The 18,136-nt window shown below is 43.3% G+C and carries 10 protein-coding genes and 1 pseudogene; 6 read left to right on the top strand and 5 right to left on the bottom strand.

The features are described 5' to 3' along the window. Window positions 1–173: 173 nt before the first annotated feature. From NSTC731_RS04595 to NSTC731_RS04575, 5 genes are all read right to left on the bottom strand, one after another. Complete coding sequence (locus NSTC731_RS04595; RefSeq protein WP_445629817.1) at window positions 174–1,145, bottom strand: aldo/keto reductase; 972 nt, start codon at window positions 1,143–1,145, stop codon at window positions 174–176. A gap of 245 nt (window positions 1,146–1,390) precedes the next feature. Continuing rightward, window positions 1,391–1,696, bottom strand: coding sequence for a small RNA NsiR4-regulated ssr1528 family protein (locus NSTC731_RS04590; protein ID WP_445629816.1), 306 nt, complete (start codon window positions 1,694–1,696; stop codon window positions 1,391–1,393). A 135-nt stretch (window positions 1,697–1,831) separates the two neighbouring features. Further along, window positions 1,832–2,086, bottom strand: coding sequence for a hypothetical protein (locus NSTC731_RS04585; protein WP_445629815.1), 255 nt, complete (start codon window positions 2,084–2,086; stop codon window positions 1,832–1,834). A gap of 184 nt (window positions 2,087–2,270) precedes the next feature. Next, window positions 2,271–5,399 carry a phosphoenolpyruvate carboxylase gene (locus NSTC731_RS04580; protein ID WP_445629814.1) on the bottom strand — a complete coding sequence of 1,043 codons (3,129 nt, stop codon included), beginning with the start codon at window positions 5,397–5,399 and terminating at the stop codon, window positions 2,271–2,273. Between the two features lie 84 nt (window positions 5,400–5,483). Then, window positions 5,484–5,738 (bottom strand): hypothetical protein, encoded by a 255-nt coding sequence (locus tag NSTC731_RS04575; protein WP_445629813.1) that lies wholly within the window; start codon window positions 5,736–5,738, stop codon window positions 5,484–5,486. Window positions 5,739–6,229: 491 nt separating this feature from the next. Between NSTC731_RS04575 and NSTC731_RS04570 the strand changes: the two are divergent. From NSTC731_RS04570 to NSTC731_RS04545, 6 genes and pseudogenes are all read left to right on the top strand, one after another. Next, window positions 6,230–9,249 (top strand): annotated as a pseudogene (locus NSTC731_RS04570) (DUF1574 family protein). A 177-nt stretch (window positions 9,250–9,426) separates the two neighbouring features. Further along, entirely contained in the window at window positions 9,427–10,926 is a 1,500-nt protein-coding gene (locus tag NSTC731_RS04565) for an MBOAT family O-acyltransferase (protein ID WP_445629812.1), read from the top strand. Window positions 10,927–11,277: 351 nt separating this feature from the next. Further along, complete coding sequence (gene psbA / locus NSTC731_RS04560) at window positions 11,278–12,360, top strand: photosystem II q(b) protein (RefSeq protein WP_445629811.1); 1,083 nt, start codon at window positions 11,278–11,280, stop codon at window positions 12,358–12,360. 344 nt (window positions 12,361–12,704) lie between these two features. Beyond that, window positions 12,705–13,808, top strand: coding sequence for a photosystem II q(b) protein (gene psbA / locus NSTC731_RS04555; protein ID WP_445629810.1), 1,104 nt, complete (start codon window positions 12,705–12,707; stop codon window positions 13,806–13,808). A 323-nt stretch (window positions 13,809–14,131) separates the two neighbouring features. Continuing rightward, the gene (locus NSTC731_RS04550; protein ID WP_445629809.1) at window positions 14,132–15,523 is read left to right on the top strand and encodes a malic enzyme-like NAD(P)-binding protein; all 1,392 of its coding nucleotides are present in this window, start codon (window positions 14,132–14,134) and stop codon (window positions 15,521–15,523) included. 317 nt (window positions 15,524–15,840) lie between these two features. Next, on the top strand, window positions 15,841–18,126 hold the full coding sequence (locus NSTC731_RS04545) for a PhoD-like phosphatase (RefSeq protein WP_445629808.1): 2,286 nt from the start codon (window positions 15,841–15,843) through the stop codon (window positions 18,124–18,126). The last annotated feature ends 10 nt before the right edge of the window (window positions 18,127–18,136 follow it).

Below are 18,136 nucleotides of genomic sequence, written 5' to 3'. Positions count from 1 at the left end.
TGCTAATTTTGATATGATTCTGGATTTATTTAAACCATAAAACCAGAATCAGATCAAGATATTCACGCCCTTTGGCAATTTTCGTTATGGTTTGTGTGGCGATCGCTCCATAGTTTTTGTAATTTGAAATTCATTAATCGAGTTTCTAGAATTCAGATATATTGGTATTGAGTTTATTTTCTTGCTGCTGACATCAATTGCTGGAGGTACTGTGGTTCTTCTCCCAGCCAATCTAGATTTTGGGCAGTGCTATCGAAGATTGATGAGGTTTTGAAAGGCTCAAACTCGCCGCGTGATGCCGCTTCTGCCGTTTTTGCTAAGAGCGATCGCACTTGCTCGTTATTCATTGGCTGGAACGTCCGCACTGCTTCAAAAGCTTGCTCTAGAATCTCCATGCTGTCAATTCCGGTAATTACAACCGATGTGGGCAGATTCAAAGCATAGTGTAAACATTCAATTGGCGTTACAGTATTTGACTGTAAAAGAATACCGTTTGCCAAGCTTTTCATTCCCAGAACGCCGATGTTTTGTTTAACTAGCTCTGGCACAACCAGCTTTTCAAAGCTTCGGTAGTGGGCATCCATCACATTGAGAGGCATCTGCACTGTATCAAATTTAAACCCATTAGTGGCTGCAACTTCCAGCATATGCAGATGAACATAGGGGTCTTTATGCCCAGTAAAACCTATATATCGGAGTTTGCCAGCTTCCCGTGCCTCAATCAAGGCAGCATTCGCCCCTTCTTCGTGAAAAACTCGATGCGGGTCTTCGTGCCGCAGGATTTCGTGGTGCTGAACGAGATCGATGCAATCAACTTGCAGGCGTTGGAGTGATTCGTCTAGCTGTTTTGCGGCTGCTTTTTTAGAGCGACCATCGATTTTCGTCATCAGGAACACTTTGTCTCGATAGCCATCGCCTAGCGCTTTTCCCATACGAATCTCGCTAAGTCCACCATTGTAATCCCAACTGTTATCCATAAAGTTTATGCCGCGATCGATCGCGGTTCTAACAATTCGGATACCTAGTTCCTCATCAACATACTTCAAGGCGATGTGCCAACCACCCAATCCGATGGCGGAAACTTTCTCTCCTGTACTACCGATAACTCGGTATTGCATTTGTGAATTTGACGTAGTTTCTGACATGAGTTTTCCAAGTCTTTCAGCTATTACTTAAATACATATAGCCATCTGCCAATTCAAACACAAGAGAAAGTTGGTAATATCTTGCTGAAGATACACTTTTCAAGCCGATCGGGAAATGACTGAAGAAGCCAAAATATCGATGGCAATTTGCTATGTTTGAGGTAAAGAATTAAGGGTACAGCATTGCTGCACCCCTACAACATATTTGGTTCAAATAAATGAAAACTGTTGTACAATATCGACAATTACTTACCACTATAAAAAAAGGCAATTTCTTTTTCTTTTAGGGGTGCGAAACCAGCATCTAGAAGTAATTGGTCGAGTTCTGCTTGGGGAATGTGTTTTGCGCCAATTCGTACAATGCGCGATCGCATGGTATTAGATACACCACTGCGCTGTCTATTGCTTTCTAGCGCCATAACTTTACTATAAAGTTCTAGCTTGGCAGGGGGAATGGGAGAACCATCAAAATCAATTCCCTGTGCGATCGCTTCATCAATCGCATCAGCTCCTGTAGTAGTTTGATTCCCTGGGTTAGTTTCGGTAGGCATAGTGATTTACTCTTCTTCGCTATGGGTAGATTTTACCAGCCTTACTGACACCAAAGTTGCCCGAACTCACGTTTACAGAAGTTTTCATGTATTTGAACCACATCTGTTGTAGGGGCGCAAGGCTTTGCGTCCCTACTAATCACGAGCTTGTCGCGTCACCACACCACCAACAAACGCCCCTAAGATAGTGCCTGTCCATAGCCCTGTTGTGCTACCTTGCCATATTGCTCCTGGTGTTATCCAAGCGTTGCACATCTCCTTTAAACCCCAAGGTTGGTTTTGACACTTTTGACTATGGAGCATCATGGTAATTTGCCCACTAGTGTAAGCGCCAAAAAAACCTGATGACAGCGCCAAGAAAGTGCAAATTAAAATTTTATTTTTTATCATTTGTCATTAGTCATTAGACATCTTGCAAAAGTAACAAATGCCAAGATGTTGGGCAAAGGTTAAAGGTTACTGGGTTTGGGAAAATTCTATACCTTTACCCTTTACCCCTTACCCTTTTCCCACAATGTCAAGAAGTCTATTAGTCATTGGTCATTATTCCCCATACCCAATGCCCTATTCTCAATCAACCTGTATTTCTCATCCCAGCAGCAATCCCATTAATAGTTAACAATGCTCCTCGCAGTAACTCGCCTTTGCTGTAACGAGAATGAATTACTCCAGAAGTAGCAGTAGTATTTTGGGACTGCCGTAGACGCTTGAGTAGTGAAACTTGGATAAATCCCAAGGGGACAATTGTCCCATTCCGTAACTGCACAGATCGTTGCAATATCGGATCGCCATCTAACAGTCGATTATGATCGGTGATTTTTAACACCAAATCCCTTGTCAGATAGAACTCGCTAGCAATTTGGTCAAAAACCTTGGCAAAACGAAGTCGATCTTCTGGTTTTGAGAGTTCTTGGACGTAGTGGTGTGCCATTTGTATATCTACTTTTGCCAAAGTCATCTCGGCTTTAGAAATCACCATCTTGAAAAAGGGCCACTTAACGTAAAAGTAGCGCAGTAATTTCAAGTGTTCTTCTGGTTCTGCGTTCAGGAATTCTTGTAAGGCTGTGCCAACGCCATACCAGGAAGGAAGTAAAAAGCGGGTTTGCGTCCAGCTAAATACCCAAGGAATAGCTCGCAGACTGCTTAAATCTTTTTTACCAGATGGACGACGGGCGGGACGGGAACTAATTTGCAGTTGACTAATTTCTTCAATGGGGGTTACTTCGTGGAAGAAATCAACAAAATCAGGCTGTTCGTAGATTAAAGCTCGATAATGTTGACGCGATCGCACTGCTAATTCTTCCATAATCTCATTCCAGGGTTCAATATCATCAAACCCTGTCCGTAACAGGCTGGCTTGAATCACAGCTGTGGTGATGGTTTCCATATGGTACAAAGCCAAGTCCAACAAGGAATATTTGGAAGCTAAAACTTCTCCTTGTTCAGTAATCTTGATTCGCCCATTGATACTATGACCTGGTTGAGCCAAAATCGCTTCATAAGCAGGGCCCCCACCCCGTCCCACAGAACCGCCGCGTCCGTGGAAAATTCGCAAATTTAGATCGTAGTTTTCTGCTATTTGTTGCAGTGATTTTTGAGCTTTATGAATTTCCCAATTACTGCTTAAAAAACCAGAGTCTTTGTTGCTGTCAGAATACCCCAGCATTACTTCTTGCAAGTTGGGGGTGATGGATGAGGCAGGGGAGCAAGGGAGCAGGTGGTCACTGAGCGTAGCCGAAGTGGGAGCAGGGGAGGCAGGGGGGGCAGGGGAGGGTGAATTTTCATCTGCACCTTCTGTTTTTGTCTGTTCGTAGCCGCCGGCTAATAAAGCGCGATATAACGGCAGTTCAAACAGTTTTCGCATGACGCTTCTGGAGCGTTGTAAATCTTCTACTGTCTCAAATAGGGGAATAACTTGAATAGTTCCGACGGCAATGGCGGGGTCAAAAAGTCTGGCTTCTTTGGCTAAAAGCAATACTTCCAGCACGTCGCTCACGTCGCGGCACATACTGATAATGTAAGTTTGGCAGATGTTCAGACCAAATTCTTGTTGGAGCGATCGCACGACGCGAAAGGTTTCAATTACATCGTTGGTTTTTTCGGAAAATGGCAATTCTGCCGGAATTAATGGTCTGCGGGTTTGCAGTTCGCCTGTAAGCCAAGTAACTCTTTGCTCCTCGGATAGTTCGTTGTAAGGTTGAGGTAATATTTGCAGGTATTCCAGAATCTCATTGAGCGCATCGGCATGGCGAGATGATTCTTGGCGGATATCTAACTGTGTCAAGTTAAAGCCAAAAATTTCTACCTGACAAATCAGATTTTCTAATTCTCGACAACTTAAACCTGTTTCTGTCAAGTTGCGCTGAATCATTCGCAGTTCTGCTAAAAAATCGGCACCCGAACGATACAGAGGGCTGTCTTGATTTGTTGGCGTTTCCCGATTGTACAAAGCGAGATTGCGATCGCGAGTATTTTCCAGCCGTTTCAGTACGTAAGCCAGTTTCAGCCGATAAGGTTCTTGTCGATAACGCAGTGCCAGTGCATCGTAGACTTCACTCAATTGCGACTGATCCAATTCTAGAGATTCAAGTAAGTCTGGTAAAACATCACTCCAGTGCATCGACACACTCAACAATTCAATCAGATTTTTCACTGACTGAATATATCTCCCGATCACCATTTTGCGCTGATAGCAAGCTGTTTTCCAGGTGATTTCAGGTGTGACTGATGGGTTTCCATCTCTGTCTGAACCTACCCATGAGCCAAAAGAGCAAAAGTTTTTACTCGGTGGTTCAAGCCAAGGAAAGGTATTGGATAGAGCGTGTTTGAAACGTTTATACAGTTGGGGAATGCCATCAAATAAAACTTCTTGGAAGTAGTGCAGGGCATAATCTACTTCATCTAGCACTGTGGGTTTGAACTGGTGAAGTTCATCTGTACGCCACCACAGGCGAATCTCTTCGAGCAATTGTTCGCGGACATCTACTGCTTCCCAAGGATATGCTCCTGGTGTACTCCCAGAGTGATTTTCCAAGGTATCCAGTTTTTGCAAAAGTTGTACCACCTGTCGCTGCTTATCTCGGATGGTATGGCGAACAATTTCCGTCGGATGCGCTGTAAAAACTAACCGCACATCCAGATGTGCAATTAGACGTTGAATTTGCTGGGGTGGTACATTCAGTTTGAATAAATAGGGAAACAAGGCAGCAAAAGTACCTTTTGGTTTGACTTGCGCCTTTTCGAGATAATTCTTTTTGAGGAAGGCTGCTGCTATTCCCTTGCTAACGGGCGCATCATCTTCTCTTTGATTGGAGGAATAGTTAACATTAGACGGTGTTTCCGGCTCCATAGCCTCTGTTTCTGCTTCATAACGGCTCAATTGCTGCCGTTGTTCGTATTCCTGCTCTATGATGTTAATCAGCTGAAAATACAGAGCGAAAGCACGAGCCGCGCGAATTGCTTCATTGATATTTAATTGTTCAATTAATTTGACGGCTGAGGATGCTTGGTCATTTGTTGCTTGCCCCTCTGGCGAACATAGATCGCGCAACTCACGTAACAAGTCTACCATATTTTGACCGCATTCTTGCCGGAGAACTGACTCCCACAATTCTTCCACTACCTGGAGACGATGACGCAAAAATAATTCCGACACCGGGTATATATCAGCAGTTTGAGACGAAGAGTATAAAAGGGAACCCATATTCTCTATTCTTGTAAAGCTAATTATTGTTTACGGTTCTAGGTTTTGCACTTAATGCTCACTGGGTTGTTCCTGAGCAAATAATTATTTGGTGTATATCTTCTCATCTTGATTGATTTCGCGTTCATCGGGGAAATCTAGATTGGGTAGGCGATCGCCTCGAAATAATTCTTCACTAGCTTCTCCTATGGCTTTTAGTGCTCTGACTGTGGTTTTTCCAGTAATCAGTAGCAGTAATATAGACGCTGTACTTATTTGTAAAAGGAGCGATTGAGGAATGGGAAACAAATCCAGATTGGATGTGGGTTTAGGTGAAGACTGTTGATTGGTAGGAGGCATTGCTAATTTTTGGTTATGGGAATTATGAGTAGAGACGCGATTTATCGCGTCTTTTAGGAGAGACGCGATTCATCGCGTCTGTACAGGAGTTAGGAGTTAGGATGACTCCAACGATAAAGGGAGGGAGTTTAATGAGATAAGCTTATTATTTGTTTCGCCCATCAAGCGCATTAGCGTAGTGGAACACAAGTCCCGCTTTAAAGGACAAGTCATCAGCCAGTCATATAGAATTATTCTGACTCCTGGCTCCTAACTTTTAACTCCTAACTAACTCCTAACTTCTGATTTCTGACTCCCTATTAGTAAAATAAACGCAAAACTCAACATTAGTCAGACTTGCAACCTATACAAGACTATCTTGTCCGATTTTGTGAGCTACGAAGGTAACAAAATTGTTAAAAAAAAACGTCAGAGTGTGATAGACCTATGGTTCTAGTTTACAAGTGCAGGCACTATCCCCCAACCATCGCTTCCTGTAAAGTTAACTGAGCATGAAAACAGTAGTACCAGATCGCCAGCAATCCTTAGTGCAATGGGTAAGCCAAGCAACAGGGATCAACACTTTCGGAGTGAAAGTCCGGTTGCGGGGAAATGACCTTCATATTCTTTGTGAAGGTACAGAATGTCCGCAGCGTTGGCGTACTTTGTCTGATTTGCTGCAAGCACTACAGCAAACAAACTTAGATATCCTCACAAACAGCGAACAAACCTCAATATATCAAGTATTTGTCTATGGCCGCAGAAAAGGGGAACACCGCCCCTCATGGTGCCATCGGGTTCATCTCAATCAAATAGATAAGCATCTCGATCAGGTGCAACAAGCGCTGCTAGCAGACTCGGAAAAATCAAAACAATCGGGTGGGGCGCTAATTGTCTCTAACGAAAGTTTGGCACGCCAAGGCAATCCAGAGGCGATCGCTCGATATCTGAGTGAAACTCTGAGTACGCTAGGTGTATCAGTACAGGTAAAAATTAAGCTATATAAACCCAAGAATTCTCAGCCAGAAGAAAATCGCCTGTGGGTATTTTGCCAGTCAAGCTATAGCCCTGATGCATCGTTGCTTGCTGAACCCATAGCACAAAAGTTGCGTTATCTCAAGCTTTCCGGCTACCAAGATGCCGTAATTGTTTCTCAAGTGAGCGGCGAAACTGCCCCTGATTGGCTGCTGCGGGTGGATTTGACGCCACCAGAGGTGATGCTGAAGGAGTGGGCGCGTTGGGGAGATGTCCAAGCGATATCGCTCGATTATTAGCTGAAGTTCTATCAGGATTAAAAGTTGGCGTCCAAGTTTCTTTGAAAGAATCAACGCTACATATTTTTTGTATCCCAGCTTTCGATCCTTTAGGAACTGCCCCGATCCCAGACAAGGTAGCGTGCTTAGAGGCGATTTTACCGCAGCTAGAAGCGATCGCTCCTCAAGGCATTCTCGCCGCCACCGTATACGGACAAAAAGCAGGCGACAAGGAACCCACTTGGGTTGATTGGCTGAGTTTACCCGCAGCAAACCATCCCGCTTTTGCCATATCACCACTTGATTTGGCAAATACTGGCGATGAATCAGCGATCGTATTTTTACTAGAGCGCTTACTCAATCCTGATTTGGATTGGCGACTATTGACAGGGGGAATTCGCGTACTTCTACTGAACAAAAATGGTTTATTGCACATTATGTGTGATGCACCTGTTTGTCCACAGCGACAACAAGTAACAAGTAAAATTACGCAGTTTATCCGCCAGTTAAAAATTTCCGGTATCATGGGAGTACGTATCTACGGTCGGCGTGCTGGGAATAAAGAACCTTTTTGGCATTATGGCGTCGATCTTGAACATCGCCAACGTTTAGTACCAGAAGCAACCCCAGAATTTGCTGCTACTTCTATATACATTGACGATTTAGTAACATCTGAGACTAGTGAACCAATTTTGCGCCCAGACTTAACGACAGAAGAAGTTCAAAATTTTGTAACCGAAGTAGCGCGAGATTGGATAGCAACGGCGAGTTCAACTGCGAGAAAATTCTTGTTGAAAAGCCAGCTATTTACCGAAAGCAACGAGTCAGCGGAACGTAACCATGATGTTCAAGGAATTAAAATTGCTCTGGTTTGGGGAACACTGGGATTATTGCTCACCCTCCAAACTGATTGGATATTGGGTCGAATTATTGCACTTAATACGCCCAGTTCGTCAAAAGTAGCTAGTGCCACCCTCCCATCTTCATCTTCTGAGCAAAAGGCAGCTTTGACATCTGGAAAAAATCAGAGTGAGAAAACGACATTTTTTAGCAGCACTTCCAAGACAAAATCTCCTCCAAATCAGAGTTCTGTATTTAATGCTTCGGAATTTACTCAAAGCGATGATACCCCAAAAAATAATTTGGCAGCCGCACCACTGAAGGGAAAAGCCACCGCAACAGCTATTCTTTTAGCAGCGCGATCGCAGATGCCAAGTTTTAATGTTAGGCAGTTAGACGAGCAACTAGCACTGTATAAACAGCGTTTAGCTAGAACTGGTAGTCCCCCAGATGTATTGATTATTGGCTCCTCCCGCGCCCTCAGAGGAGTAGATCCCGCAGCACTTTCTAAAGCTTTAGCGACTCAAGGCTATCCAAATCTTGACGTGTTTAACTTTGGGATCAACGGTGCTACGGCACAAGTTGTAGACTTTGTGATTCGTCACGTACTAGAACCATCAGAACTACCCAAAATAATTATCTGGGCAGATGGGGCGCGTGCTTTCAACGGTGGACGCGAGGATATTACCTTTAAATCGCTTGCGGCATCCGTTGGTTATAAGCAAGCATTCCAAAAAACAGCAACTACTGCAAATAGCAATAATTTACCAGAGAATACAGTCAATTCGGAAGAACAAAAGACAAACGAAGAAAAACAGGAAATTAGTACTTATGAAGCCGTCAATCAGTCATTAAATCAGGCTCTCGCCTCTGTTTCTACTAGCTATCAAAACCGCGACCAAATTAAAAGTTTACTGCAAAAACAACTGCTCTTATTTGGTAAAAATCAAACAGTTGTATCACAAAAACAGTTGACAGACGGTACTTCAGATGAAAGTATTTCCCAGCAAGCCGTTGACTTTGATGGCTTTCTACCCTTGTCGATTCGCTTTAATCCCGCGAGATACTATCAAAAACATTCTAGAGTTCCCGGAAATTATGACAACGACTATAAATCTTTCCAAGTAGAAGGACAGCAAGATACTGCTTTTCAAGAAGTGCTTCAGTTTACCCAGTCTCAGAAAATCTCTTTAGTATTTGTCAATATGCCTCTGACAGCAGATTATTTAGATCCAGTGCGTAAACAATATGAGCAACAATTTCAGCAATATATGTTGCGTTTGGCTACTAATCCTAACTTTATTTATCGTGATTTGAGTCAACAGTGGCCAAAAGTAAATGATTTCTTTTCCGATCCTAGCCACCTCAATCGGTTTGGTGCATACGAAGTATCGAAAAAGCTAGCTAACGATCCGATGATTCCTTGGCCAGTGAAGTAGGGAGTGGGAGTGGGGATGAGAGAGCAGAGGGCAGGGGGCAGGGGAGCAGAGGAGCAGCACTTCGACTCATTTCGGCTACGCTCAATGACCAACGCTCAGTGACCGAGGAGCAGAGGAGTAGAACAGTAGGGGAAGAAGAACTATTTTTACAAATGACAAATGACAAATGACTAAAAAATGAACTTTATATCAATTTTCTATGGGCTGTTCTTATTGAGTGTGTTAGGAATTTACTGGTCTTTAGCACAACATAAATTGCGATTGTGGACGCTGCTAATTGCCAGTCTGGTTTTTTATTCATCTTTGCACATCCAATACATACCATTACTATTAGCATTGACGTTTATCAATTTCCGTATAGGGCTGGGAATTGGTAACAACACATCACCAGGGAAACATTCTCTTGACTGGCAAATTTCTAATGAAGAGTGGCAATTTGCTCAAGTTGATTGGAATCGTCGCCGTTTAAAGATTTTGTGGGTGGGTATAATTCTAAATGTTTTACTGCTATTAGCTTTTAAGTATTTTACCCCTTTATTCAAGTTTGTTTTTCATGTCCAAACAAACTCGCCAGATAGCTCTTTTAAATTAATTGCACCCTTGGGAATTTCATTTTTCACTTTTGAATGTATTGCTTATTTAATAGATGTCTATCGCGGTGCCCCTGCTACTGATAATTTTCTCAAATTTGCTACGTACAAATTATTCTTCGCCAAACTGATTTCAGGGCCGATTACGCGCTACCACAACTTAGCAAATCAATTTAATACACTAGAATTACCCAATACTAATAGAGTAGCCCAAGCGCTGTGGTTGATTGCTAGAGGCGCAGTCAAAAAAGGTATTTTTGCAGACCACTTGGGAATTTTCGTCGATTTATGTTTCGGTAATTTGCAACGGGCCGGTAGTACGGATCTTTGGTTAGCTACATTCGCTTATGGCTTGCAGTTATATCTAGATTTCAACGGTTACGTAGACATTGCCCGTGGTAGTGCGATGCTTTTCGGTTTAGTTCTACCTGAAAATTTCGACTTTCCTTATTTCAGCACCAATATTTCTGAATTTTGGCGGCGCTGGCACATGACTCTGGGAGATTGGTTACGTAACTATGTCTACTTTCCGTTGGGTGGTTCCCGTCGCGGTTTAGTCCGTACCTGCTGGAATTTATTTATTGTGATGCTAATTGCTGGTATCTGGCACGGTGCTGCTTTGGGTTATGTCGTTTGGGGTATATTCCACGGATTAGCTTTAGTGGTTCATCGACTTACAGATTCTATAAGCGATCGCTCTGAAAATCTAGAACAATTCTGGCAAAATCCTCTAGGTATATTTGTTGCTTGGTTCTTAACTCAATTCATGGTTTTTACCTCTTGGATTTGGTTCCGTCTACCTAATCTCCAAGACTCTTCTTTGGTAATTCGGCATCTTTGGGGTTATCCGGCTGACGCCCAGTTTGCTGAAAAGGTTTATGTCGAAGCCTTAAATATGAGCCAATCCCAACTCGCTTGGGTACTTCTAGCTTTAGCTGCCCTTATGGCTGTAGTCTATGCATTCAATCGAATGCTGAAGTTGGAGTTTAACTGGCCCCTTAAGCTTGTCTTCGTTCCCCTATGTTTTTACGCTGTTTGGTTATTAGCTCCTGAAGGCAGTTTGCCCTACATCTACTTTGATTTTTAACTGAACCATCAGACAATGTAAAACTTAATATTTCGTTACAAATTAGCAAGAATTAAAATCTTTCCCACCAGCTAATTGTAAAGAAAGGTAAAGTTAAATAACGAGGCGATCGCTTCATTAAAAACGATCGCTAGTTTATTGTTGAAATGGCTGAAAAAGCCTGAATCCATTACTTTTATCTTGATTATTTATAGAAGGAAAACTTTACAGTTCGATGAGCTTGTTAAAGAATTATGTTACAGAATATTAAGTCACAGTTCGCGTCAAAGTAAATTCATGTAGACTGTATTTCAACAGGCGAAAATAAAATCGCTTGTTGCATATTTAACAACCCATAGCACTTATAAAACCATGACCACAACCTTACAACGGCGCTCCGGCGCTAACGTATGGGATCGCTTTTGCGAGTGGATCACCAGCACCGACAACCGTATTTACATCGGTTGGTTTGGTGTCCTCATGATCCCAACCCTACTAGCTGCTACAACCTGCTTCGTAATTGCTTTCATCGCTGCTCCTCCCGTGGACATCGACGGCATCCGCGAACCAGTTGCAGGTTCTTTGATTTACGGAAACAACATCATCTCTGGTGCAGTTGTTCCTTCTTCAAACGCAATCGGCTTGCACTTCTACCCAATCTGGGAAGCTGCTTCCTTAGATGAGTGGTTGTATAACGGCGGTCCTTACCAGTTAGTAATTTTACACTTCTTGCTCGGTTGCGCTGCCTACCTTGGTCGTCAGTGGGAACTTTCTTACCGCTTAGGTATGCGTCCTTGGATCTGCGTAGCTTACAGCGCACCTCTGGCTTCCGCTACCGCAGTATTCTTGATCTACCCAATTGGTCAAGGTTCTTTCTCTGATGGTATGCCTTTGGGTATCTCTGGAACCTTCAACTTCATGATTGTGTTCCAAGCAGAACACAACATCTTGATGCACCCCTTCCACATGTTAGGTGTGGCTGGTGTATTCGGCGGTTCATTGTTCTCAGCAATGCACGGTTCTCTAGTAACTTCTTCCTTGGTTCGCGAAACCACCGAAACCGAGTCTCAAAACTACGGTTACAAATTCGGTCAAGAAGAAGAAACCTACAACATCGTTGCAGCCCACGGCTACTTCGGTCGGTTAATCTTCCAATACGCTTCCTTCAACAACAGCCGTTCACTGCACTTCTTCTTAGCAGCTTGGCCTGTCGTCGGTATCTGGTTCACCGCTTTGGGTATCAGCACGATGGCATTCAACCTGAACGGTTTCAACTTCAACCAATCAGTAATTGATTCCCAAGGTCGCGTCATCAGCACTTGGGCAGATGTAATCAACCGCGCTAACTTGGGTATGGAAGTAATGCACGAGCGTAACGCTCACAACTTCCCCCTAGATTTAGCTGCTGGTGAAGTTACTCCTGTTGCTCTGACTGCTCCTGCGATCAACGGTTAATTCTGAAGATTTAGCTAAATAAAAAGCGCCCTCCAGAAATGGGGGGCGCTTTTTTGTTGTAATTAACTTAAAAGCTAGGCTAACTTAGCAAAACTTAAAAAAAATGTCTTGAAAAATACAAATTACTAATGTAAAACGTGATATTAGGAGCCGGGAAAGTTTTCCCTTTTTTCTACACAGTCTCCCTGGGGAAGTGAGTTAACAGCATTTTTGGTGTGAGGTAATTCCAGAGAGTCCCGGCTATTAGGGAGAAGGTATTTGGCAAAAGTCTTTGAAAACAGCTTAATTCTCAATTTTTAAGAATTGAGAAAGTTTGTTGTCACCGATTTATAAATAACACAGTTATGTCCACAACTCTAGGAAGAAGCGAAAGCGGCAACCTGTGGGATCGTTTCTGTCAATGGATTACTAGCACCGACAATCGGCTTTATATCGGCTGGTTCGGCGTTTTAATGATTCCTACCCTATTAACCGCTACCATCTGTTTCATTATTGCCTTTATTGCTGCACCACCCGTTGATATTGACGGCATTCGGGAGCCAGTTTCTGGTTCTTTATTATACGGCAATAACATCATCACTGGTGCTGTTGTACCTACTTCTAATGCAATTGGTTTGCACTTCTACCCAATTTGGGAAGCTGCTTCAATGGATGAATGGCTCTACAACGGCGGCCCTTATCAGCTCATTGTCTTGCACTTCCTGCTTGGGATCTTCTGCTGGCTCGGTCGGCAATGGGAGTTAAGCTATCGTTTGGGGATGCGTCCCTGGATTTGCGTTGCTTACTCTGCGCCTGTAGCTGCTGCAACTTCGGTTTTCTTAATTTATCCAATTGGTCAAGGTAGCTTTTCTGATGGGATGCCTCTGGGCATTAGCGGCACTTTTAATTTCATGTTGGTATTCCAAGCCGAGCATAATATTCTCATGCACCCATTCCATGAATTAGGTGTAGCTGCGGTGTTCGGTGGTGCTTTTTTCGCAGCAATGCACGGTTCTTTGGTGTCTTCCTCTCTAGTCAGAGAGACAACAGAAGCTGAATCTATAAACTATGGTTACAGGTTTGGACAAGAACAAGAAACCTATAGCATCGTAGCAGCTCACGGTTACTTTGGGCGGTTAATTTGGCAATATGCCAGCTTTAACAACTCGCGTTCCTTGCACTTTTTCTTGGCTGCTTGGCCTGTAGTTGGGATCTGGTTGACGGCATTGGGCATCAGTACGATGGCGTTCAACCTCAACGGGTTTAACTTTAACCAATCAATTCTTGACTCTAAAGGTCATGTAGTTAATACATGGGCTGATGTACTAAACCGGGCCAATTTGGGTATAGAAGTGATGCACGAACGCAATGCTCACAACTTCCCTCTGGATTTAGCGGCGGGTGAGGCAGTACCAGTGGCAACGATGTCTACGACAGGCGTAGCTGCGGCACCTGTAATTCACGGTTAATTGTAAGTTAAAATTCACTGCGCTCTCTGTATGGAGGGCGCTTTTTTCGTGCATGAAGCTATAGTTATACAAATATTTACACAGATAAAATATAAAAAAAATATCTGGTGTATTTGGGTACAATTACTAAATTGTTACTCATTTATATTAGTGAATGCATTGGTATAAATAAAAATAATTATCAAAACTGTGAGCAGTAGATAAACTAACTACTGATGATTATCCCTGGATACATACATTGTGTTTTCACAGACTACAAATCTCAAATTTTAGTTTTTGTCTCAATTCAATATAAAATCTAAAACTTAAAATCTAAAATCAACATGGCAGACCTAACTCCTAATTCTAGTTTTAGTTTGACACTGCGCTTGCAGATTCCCAATCGTGTAGGGATGTTGGCGTCAGTAACACATGCGATCGCAACCTGTGGCGGTAATCTCGGTCAAATCGATTTAATCGAGCAAACCCGCAAAGAGTCCACCCGCGATCTGACTGTAGATGCTGCTAGTACTGAACACGCTGAAACCATTGTGCAAGCAATCAAAGCCTTGCCAGATATCAAGTTACTCAGTGTTTACGATCGCACCTTTAATTTGCATCGCGGTGGCAAAATCAGCATTAGCAGTAGAATTCCCCTGAAGAGTGTTTCCGATTTGGCAATGGCTTACACGCCCGGAGTCGGTCGAATTTGTACAGCGATCGCTCAAGACCCAGAGGAAGTTTACAACTTAACCATCAAACAAAACACTGTTGCCATTGTTACCGATGGTAGTGCCGTTTTAGGTTTGGGAAATCTCGGCCCAGCTGCCGCCTTACCAGTTATGGAAGGCAAAGCAATGCTATTCAAAGAATTTGCAGGGCTGGATGCTTTTCCCATTTGTCTCGCCACCCAAGATACAGAAGAAATTATCCAGGCAGTTAAAAATATTGCTCCGGTGTTTGGAGGCGTGAATTTAGAAGATATCGCTGCACCTCGCTGCTTTGAAATCGAAAAGAGATTACGCCAAGAGTTAGATATCCCCGTTTTTCACGACGATCAGCACGGTACAGCAATTGTCACCTTGGCTGCGTTATTTAATTCTTTGAAACTGGTACATAAATCCTTAGCAGAAATCAAGATCGTGATTAACGGTGCTGGGGCGGCGGGAGTGGCGATCGCTCGGTTACTCCGTAAAGCTGGGGCAGAAAAAATCTGGATGTGCGACTCTAAAGGGATTCTCTCTACCAGTCGCAGCGATTTGACAGAAGAAAAACTCGAATTTGCTGTGAAAGGTCAGGGTACATTAGCGGGTGCAATGCAAGGGGCTGATGTGTTTATTGGTGTCAGCGCACCAGGAGTTTTGACACCAGAAATGGTGCAATCAATGGCGAAAGATCCAATTATCTTTGCAATGGCAAATCCGATTCCAGAGATTCAGCCAGAATTAATCAGTAAAGATGTTGCTGTGATTGCGACCGGTCGCAGTGACTACCCAAATCAAATCAATAACGTCCTTGCTTTTCCTGGGGTATTTCGTGGTGCTTTAGATTGTCGGGCACAGACAATTACCATCAAAATGTACCTAGAAGCTGCAAGTGCGATCGCCTCTTTAGTTAAGCCTTCAGACTTGAATCGGGAACACATTATTCCTTCAGTCTTTGATGAGCGCGTTGTCACTGCTGTTGCTGCGGCTGTGCAACGTGCCGCACGGGAAGAAGGCATCGCGCGGAATTAATTAACTAAGGGACTTCCAAATAAAAAATATTCAATTATTGATTGTAGGGTGGGCAACATGAGCGCCCAGTTTATATGGCGCTCATGTTGCCCACCCCACAATATTGGATAGTTTATTTCTGGGAGTTTCCTAAAATAATCACTTTTATGAGATGCGCGTCTCGTTCGTCCCTGAACTTTTAGGCTGCAATCAATTTGCGCTATCAACTGATGTTAAACAGATGAGAATTGATGCATGATTGGTGATTAGATGAGTTGGGGCTACCAATTTAGGAGCAAAGTAACACATCTAAAACACCATCATGTCAACTGTTTGCAATGAAGTATCAAATTGGGGACGAGTTTTTACAAGAACTACCACTGATTTTAGCGGGGCCAATCCTCAAATATACTGAGCCAAAGTCTGTGACAGTATGGGTCGCACTCAAACAGTCTTCTCAGGTAAAACTTAAGGTTTATGACACAACAAATGATGGTGAAGTAATCGGAAATTGCTTATTGGAGGGAGAACGCTCTACCTTTGCTCTGGGTAAGTATCTTCATGTAGTTGCCATCACAGCTCGGTCTACAATTGGACATCGCTTAACTGGAGGTCACATCTATGCATACGACCTCCAGTTTACTGTTGCTGACCAAACCCTGCAAATGCAACAAGCATTATGTTCAAACTCCTCTCCTCCAGTCAGCATCAGCTACTTCGATCATCGAAAACCAACCTTTGTTCTACCGCCAAACCATTTTCAAGATTTGCAAATTGTCCATGCTTCCTGCCGTAAACCTCATGGGCATGGGTTTGATGCACTGCCAATTCTCGATAGTATGATTCAGGCGTCAGCAAATCAACCCCAGCACCGACCTCACCAGCTGTTTCTCACGGGAGATCAAATTTATGGAGATGATGTAGCAGAACCATCTCTGTGGGTTGCAACTACTCTTGGTGATGCCCTCTTGGGTTGGGAAGAACGACTTCCGGTAAATGGAGTGTATTGCACTCCCCAGCAGCTACCCCCTAGAGAACGGGCTGATGCTGCGACAAATCAAGCTGGTTTGACGGCAGGATTACATAACAAAGCAGAGAAAGTCAACAGTCATCTTTTCAGTCTGGGTGAATATTACGCTACTTATTTACTCGCTTGGTCGCCAGTGTGCTGGCCGACAACATTTCCTAAAGGACAGCAAGTAATGCGCGATCGCCATGCTATCAAAGACTGGAATCGCGCAGTCAAGCATTTGCGACAATTCATCTATACCCTTTGGAAAGTGCGCCGCGCCCTTGCCAATATCCCCATGTACACCATCTTTGATGACCATGATGTTACTGATGACTGGAATTTGAATCAAGCTTGGTGTTTGCGCGTGCTGGGGCGACCATTAGGGCGAAGAATAGTCCAAAATGCATTGTTAGCCTATACAGTATTTCAAGGTTGGGGCAATACACCAGAGCAATTTGCAGAAGGAAAATCAGGTGAAAAGCTGTTGGCGGCTGCACAAGCTTGGTCAGCTTCCGAAGGAAGAGATGCAAAGGCTAATGAGGCGATCGCTCGTTATCTAGGTATGCCAGCCAACGATCCTCACACAGACTTACCTATTTTAGTCCGAGACGGCGCGGTATTTATTCTGGATCGAGATCCAAAAGCGCTGACTTGGCATTATATAGTCCGCAGCGATTGCCATGAAGTAATTGTGCTGGATACACGTACATGGCGGGGTTATCCAGCCGATCAAAAACCAATTGCGCCGCCGATGCTGTTGTGTCCCAAAGCATTTGAGCAACAACTACTTTTGCCTTTACAACAAGTAACTGAACAAACTGAAATTAAAACTACATTTGTGATTGCGCCCACAAACGTTTTTGGATTACAAGTGATTGATTGGATTCATCATTGGCACTTAAACCAGGAGAAAGTTTTTTCAACAGATGTTGGAGATGCTTGGAATATTAATGTTGAAGCACTGGCGAAATTTCTAACTACTTTGTTTGAGGAACGTCAACAAGTCGTGATTCTATCTGGGGATATTCACTACAGTTCTGTTGCTCACTTATCTTATGCACGCACCCATTCCAAATTACAATCTGTCTTAGTACAGCTAACCGCTAGTGCATTGAAGAATGAAGAAATGTTGACGCGGTTGATTCATACACGATTGAAAGATTGGCTGCTACCAGAACAGGTACGACATTGGATCGGCTGGATAAAGCCACCCAATATGGTAGAAATTTCCGAGAAACAATTACACCATAATCCTCAGCTGCTGAATGACCCTGACTGGCATTGTGTACTGGAGTGGATACCTAGAAACAGCGTTCAGACTTCTACCTACACAGCAGATATATTATCATTGATAGCTCCTTGGAAACGAGCCGAAAATACCAAATGGAAATGGTTACAACCCCTGATTTTTTGGAAATCTCGTTGGTTTCAAGAGGGACGAGAAGTAGTTGGATTGAATAATTTAGCTCTGGTTCACTTTGAGTTAGCAGATGAAAGTAATTATTGTAAAGTTATGCAAGATTTATACTGGTTTTCTTGTTGGTATCCAACCCAAATTGTTTACAGCCGTTTTGAGAGCCAGTTAACGCCCAATCAGTCTTTATTACGATGAGCGGTTTTGC

The organism is Nostoc sp. DSM 114167, assembly GCF_052692655.1.
The sequence above is the reverse complement of the archived record's forward strand: the minus strand, read 5'-3'. Positions and strand labels throughout refer to the sequence as shown.